Source organism: Sagittula sp. SSi028, from assembly GCF_048553715.1.
In the GTDB taxonomy this organism is placed as follows: domain Bacteria; phylum Pseudomonadota; class Alphaproteobacteria; order Rhodobacterales; family Rhodobacteraceae; genus Sagittula.
Map to the genome: position 1 here is coordinate 1 of NZ_JBLZNC010000052.1, position 597 is coordinate 597.

Annotated in this window: 1 protein-coding gene; it reads left to right on the plus strand. The window is 59.8% G+C overall.

Going from position 1 to position 597, the window contains the following annotated elements; translation table 11 throughout:
* Positions 1-64: 64 nt before the first annotated feature.
* Positions 65-472: a transposase gene (locus ACN5AZ_RS18715; protein ID WP_419430400.1), complete on the plus strand. Its 408-nt coding sequence runs from the start codon at positions 65-67 to the stop codon at positions 470-472.
* Positions 473-597: the final 125 nt, after the last annotated feature.

The following is a 597-nucleotide window of genomic DNA, read 5'->3' on the forward strand; positions in this document are numbered from 1 at the left end:
AGAGGTGGTCGCGGGATTTCGGACCAGGTGTTAAGCTGTAGCGCCTGAGGAAGAACGCACAGAAATGACCAAACGGAAACGCTATTCGGCAGAGTTCAAGGCGAAGGTGGCTTTGGAAGCCATCCGCGAGGGGCTGACGACGGCCGAGCTTGCCAAGAAGTATGACATCCATCCGACGATGATCAGCGGTTGGAAACGGACAGCGATCAAGAACATGGCACAGGCCTTCAGTGGCCAGTCGACCGCCGAGCCGACGATATCGACGGCAGAGGTCGAAAAGCTGCACGTCCCGCTGTCCGGCAGCACATGCCTGCATGTGCGAGAGGAAAAATCGGGCAGCTGGTCGTGGAACGGGATGCTCCGCAGCGCTTTCGCGGCCCCACTGGGGCCACGGTCGCTGCTACGATGTCGGAAGCCTCCAGTCTCGTCCTCGGCACTGGAGGCAAAAAGCGGTGAAGAAAGACCATCCTGATCTCAGCCTCCGGCGGCAATGCAGCCTGCTGTCACTGGCACGTTCGACCCTCTACTACCAGCCGCGCGGGGAAAGCGCCGAGAACCTGAAGTTCATGGAAATCATCCATTGCCCGGCAGGCGATT

Coding starts and splice junctions, on each gene's coding strand:
- ACN5AZ_RS18715 (WP_419430400.1), top strand. CDS start 65: ATGACCAAACGGAAACGCTATTCGGCAGAGTTCAAGGCGAAGGTGGCT.